Annotated in this window: 5 protein-coding genes; all 5 read left to right on the top strand. The window is 66.3% G+C overall.

The annotated features are described in order from the left end of the window. Positions 1–255: 255 nt before the first annotated feature. The 5 genes from QZ847_RS14815 (at position 256) to pgl (ending at position 4,190) form a co-directional block, all read left to right on the top strand. Positions 256–585, top strand: coding sequence for a MarR family transcriptional regulator (locus QZ847_RS14815; protein ID WP_294190252.1), 330 nt, complete (start codon positions 256–258; stop codon positions 583–585). 22 nt (positions 586–607) lie between these two features. Further along, complete coding sequence (locus tag QZ847_RS14820) at positions 608–970, top strand: SH3 domain-containing protein (RefSeq protein ID WP_294357864.1); 363 nt, start codon at positions 608–610, stop codon at positions 968–970. Beyond that, the gene (gene argC, locus QZ847_RS14825) at positions 967–1,896 is read left to right on the top strand and encodes an N-acetyl-gamma-glutamyl-phosphate reductase (protein WP_294357866.1); all 930 of its coding nucleotides are present in this window, start codon (positions 967–969) and stop codon (positions 1,894–1,896) included. The genes QZ847_RS14820 and argC overlap by 4 nt, the downstream gene beginning before the upstream one ends. Before the next feature lie 78 nt (positions 1,897–1,974). Then, complete coding sequence (gene zwf, locus QZ847_RS14830) at positions 1,975–3,438, top strand: glucose-6-phosphate dehydrogenase (protein ID WP_294190718.1); 1,464 nt, start codon at positions 1,975–1,977, stop codon at positions 3,436–3,438. Positions 3,439–3,482: 44 nt separating this feature from the next. Beyond that, positions 3,483–4,190 (top strand): 6-phosphogluconolactonase, encoded by a 708-nt coding sequence (gene pgl / locus QZ847_RS14835; protein ID WP_294357868.1) that lies wholly within the window; start codon positions 3,483–3,485, stop codon positions 4,188–4,190. Positions 4,191–4,357: the final 167 nt, after the last annotated feature.

The following is a 4,357-nucleotide window of genomic DNA, read 5'->3' on the forward strand; positions in this document are numbered from 1 at the left end:
GGGGGCGCCTTCGCGGCGCGACGCGCGGCGACATAGGCGAGAGCGCCCGCGCAATCAACCGCGCCGACCCGTTCGCTACCAGCACGGCAACCCGTTTGCGCGCGGCGGCGAACACCGGTCAATTTCATGACGTTGCTGAAACCAGTGCGCGGACAGGACGTTAAGCAAAACAACAGAACCGGAACGACTTTCCGGGACGCAAACGATCGGGACGAGGCAGTGGCAGGTCTTATTCAGCCCGAACTTGGTCAGTGGATGAATGCGCTGGTCGATTACGTGCGGTCGGGCGAACCCGATCTCACCAATCGTCAGATGGCATTGCTGCTGGTCGTCTATCTGCGGCCGGGTCCGCATACCGTACGCGGACTAGCGCGCGCGCTCAACGTGTCCAAACCGGTCGTCACTCGCGCCTTGAACAGGCTGGGGACGCTCGGCTATCTGCGCCGGCAACGCGACGACAGCGACAAACGCAACATCTTCGTCGCGCGTACATCCGAAGGGGCAGATTTTCTTGAGGAGTTCGGGCAGTTCATCGGTGAGGGCGACGGCCATGCCGCACCCGTCAGGGCCGCAGTCAACGCCTGACGTGGTGTCGGCTGGCGTATCGATGGATCACGCCGCGGCCGTTCATTCCAACTCCGTTTCGGTACGCGAGGCACGGCGCACCTTCGCCTTGTCGGGCCCTTCGGTCCGGCTCGATCCAGCGACCAACGCCGTTCGCGCCGACATCGCCGATGTACGACTCGCCGACCGCGTGTTCGCACCGCATTACGCCGCCCCGCTGCGCCGTACATTGGTCCGCGACACCGGGCTTCGTGATGGTCGCGCCATCGACGGGGCGGTGATTGCGCCGCTGGCGTCCGGCTCCGCCTTCGACCTGCTCGATCTGACCGGCGGCGTCGCCTGGGGCATCGCGGTTGACGCAGGACTGGTCGGCTACGTCGATGCGGACGACGTGGCGGCGAAGTGAGTACATCGGTCTTCATCGACGGCGCGGTTGGCACGACCGGGTTGGAGATCCGTGAGCGGCTGTCGAACCGCACGGACGTATCGCTGCTGATCCTCGACGAGGCGCGCCGCAAGGACGCGGTCGCGCGCCGCGAGGCGTTGAACGACGCCGATGTCGTCATCCTTTGCCTGCCCGACGATGCGGCGCGCGAGGCGGTGGCGATGATCGACAACGACACGACGCGCGTGATCGACGCCTCCACGGCCCACCGCGTCGCGGATGGTTGGACGTACGGCTTTGCCGAGCTCGAATCCGACCAGGCCTCACGGATCGCCAATGCGCGCTTCGTTGCTAACCCGGGCTGCTACCCGACCGGTTTTCTGGCGCTGGTGCGCCCGCTGGTGCGTGAAGGGCTGCTCCCGGCGGACGCACTCGTGACGGTCAATGCGACGTCCGGCTATTCGGGCGGCGGGAAGTCGATGATCGCCGAGTTCGAGAGCGGTGCGGCGGACACCGCCTTCCGTCCCTACGCGCTCGCGCTCGGGCACAAGCACGTCCCCGAAATGACGCGGCACGCCGGCCTGTCGCACGGCCCCGTCTTCCAGCCCGCGGTCGCCAACACCTATCGCGGCATGGTCGTCGAAGTGCCGTTGCACTTGTCGCAACTGGCGAACAGCACCGATCGTTATGCGGTCGAGCGAGCGCTCCGCCAGGCGTACGCCGGCTACGATCTGGTGCGCGTGTCCGACACGGCGCCGACCACCATCACGATCGAGGACGATGCGAATAGTGATCGCATGACGCTCCACGTCTTCGGCAACGACGATCTGCGCCAAGTCCGGCTCATCGCGACGCTCGACAATTTGGGCAAGGGCGCGGCGGGCGCGGCGGTGCAGAACCTGAATTTGATGGCGGGGCTGGACCCGTTGGCCGGGCTCACGCGCTAACGCCGCTGACCAACTCAACCCGCCCGTGCGGTCGCGCCCCCCGGGGTGCACCGCGGGCACAACGACCACGGAGCCACCATGCAGCGCAATCCCGTCGGCAAACTCCTCCTGTTCGGCGCCACCGGCGACCTGTCGAAGCGCATGCTGCTGCCGTCGCTGTTCGGCCTCCACGCCGATGGACTTCTGCCTGACGGTCTGACGATCACCGGATCGGCACGCGGCGACGAGAATGACGACAGCTTTCGCGAGATCGCGCGCGCGGCACTCGACGAGCATCTGAGCGACGATCGCAAGGACAAGGAGAAGATCGCCTCCTTCCTACAGCGGCTGTCGTTCCAGCCCGCCGACCTGTCCGACGAGACGACGTTCCAGGCACTTGCCGACAAGGTCGGCGACGTCTCGGGCGGCCTCGCGATTTTCCTGTCGACCGCACCATCCTTGTTCGAGCCCGCGGTCAAGGGGCTGGAGAAGGTCGGGCTTGCCGGCAACACCGTGCGTATCGGGCTGGAGAAGCCGCTCGGCTACGACCTCGCCTCCAGCCGTGAGATCAACGACACCGTGGCCGCCGTCTTCCCCGAGGACCGGATCTTCCGCATCGATCACTACCTCGGCAAGGAGACGGTGCAGAACATCCTGGCGCTGCGCTTCGGCAACAGCTTCTTCGAGCCGGTGTGGAACGCGCAAGGTATCGACAACGTTCAGATCACGATCGCGGAGACGGTCGGGCTCGAGGATCGCGCCGGTTACTACGAGGGCGCGGGCGCGCTGCGCGACATGATCACCAACCATACGCTGCAGCTGCTCGCGTTGATCGCGATGGAGCCGCCCGCACGCTACAGCAAGGACGACATCCGCGACGAAAAGGCGAAGGTGTTCCGCTCGCTGCGCGTGATGACGCCCGCCGACGTGCCGCACAACACGGTCACCGGCCAGTATGAAGAAGGCGCGGTCAGCAGCAAGGTCGTCAAGGGCTATGACGACGAGCTCGGCTACGATTCGGATGTCGAGACCTTCGTCGCGATCAAGGCGCACGTTGACAACTGGCGCTGGCAGGGCGTGCCCTTCTACCTGCGCACCGGCAAGCGGATGGCGAAGCGGCGCAGCGAGATCGCGATCCAGTTCAAGCCGGTGCCGCACTCGATGTTCTCGGGGCGCGGCGGGTTGCTGCAACCCAACACGCTCGTCATCCGCTTGCAGCCGGAGGAATATATCGAGCTGCTGGTGATGGCGAAGGAGCCGGGGCTCGACCGCGACGGCGTCCGCCTGCGCGAGGTGCCCTTGAAGCTCAGCCTCGATACCGAATTCGCGGGTCAGCGCCGCCGTATCGCCTATGAACGCCTGCTGCTCGACCTGATCGAGGGCGACCAGACGCTGTTCGTCCGCCGCGATGAGGTGGAGGCGCAATGGGTGTGGACCGACGCGATCCGCGCCGGCTGGGCGGCAAACGGGACCAAGCCGAAACATTATCCCGCGGGCACCTGGGGTCCATCGGCGGCGATCGCGCTGACCGAACGCGACGGCGTCACCTGGCAGGACGATTGAGCGCAAAAGCGTGCCCTCTCCCAAATTCATGTGAGTAAGAGTTTATGACGACCGAAATCGAGTGGTGGGAATATGATGACGCGGCCGAACTGGCCGACGCGGTCGCGGGCGACATCCAGTTCGTGATCGAGAGCGCAATCGACGCGCGCGGCTCCGCCGTGATTGCGCTGGCGGGCGGGAAGACCCCGCTGCCCGCTTACGAGAAGCTCGCAAAGGCGAAACTCGACTGGAAGCGGGTGACGATCATCCCCAGCGACGAGCGGATCGTGCCGCTGGGCGACCCGCTCTCGAACGTCACCGCGCTTGGCAAGACGTTCATCCCAAAGGGCGCGCGCGTGATCCCGGTCGTGCCAAAGGCGACTGACGACTATAAGGCTGCGGGCCGCTCCGCCGACGCGCTGATGCAGGACCTGCACTGGCCGCTCGATCTCTGCGTGCTCGGCGTCGGCGGCGATGGGCACACCGCGTCGATCTTCCCCGGCGCCGATTACGACGAGGCGCTGAACGGCCCACGTGAGCGCCGCGCGTTGGGCGTGATGCCCGATCCGCTGCCGTCCGAGGCACCGGTCGCGCGCGTGACGCTGAGCCGCGCCGGTATCATCACCGCGCGCGCACTGCTGATCGCCGTTACGGGTGACGCCAAGCGCAAGGTGATTGAGGACGCGATCAGCGAGGGCGCGGGATCGCCCTACCCGATCGGTCGCGTGCTGGCGGACGTGGAACTGCCGGTCGACATCCACTGGGCGCCCTGACCCCGCCCGCGTGTGCGGCATAGACCACGTACCGCATTGTCCTGACGCCCTGAGCGACTAGAAGCGCCCTTCGACCAGCTCAGGGCAGATGGAAAGTTTCGCATGAACCCCGCCGTACAGGCTGTCACCGATCGCATCATCGCGCGCTCGCAGCCGACCCGTCGCGC

Source organism: uncultured Sphingomonas sp., from assembly GCF_913778135.1.
Classification (GTDB): Bacteria; Pseudomonadota; Alphaproteobacteria; order Sphingomonadales; family Sphingomonadaceae; genus Sphingomonas.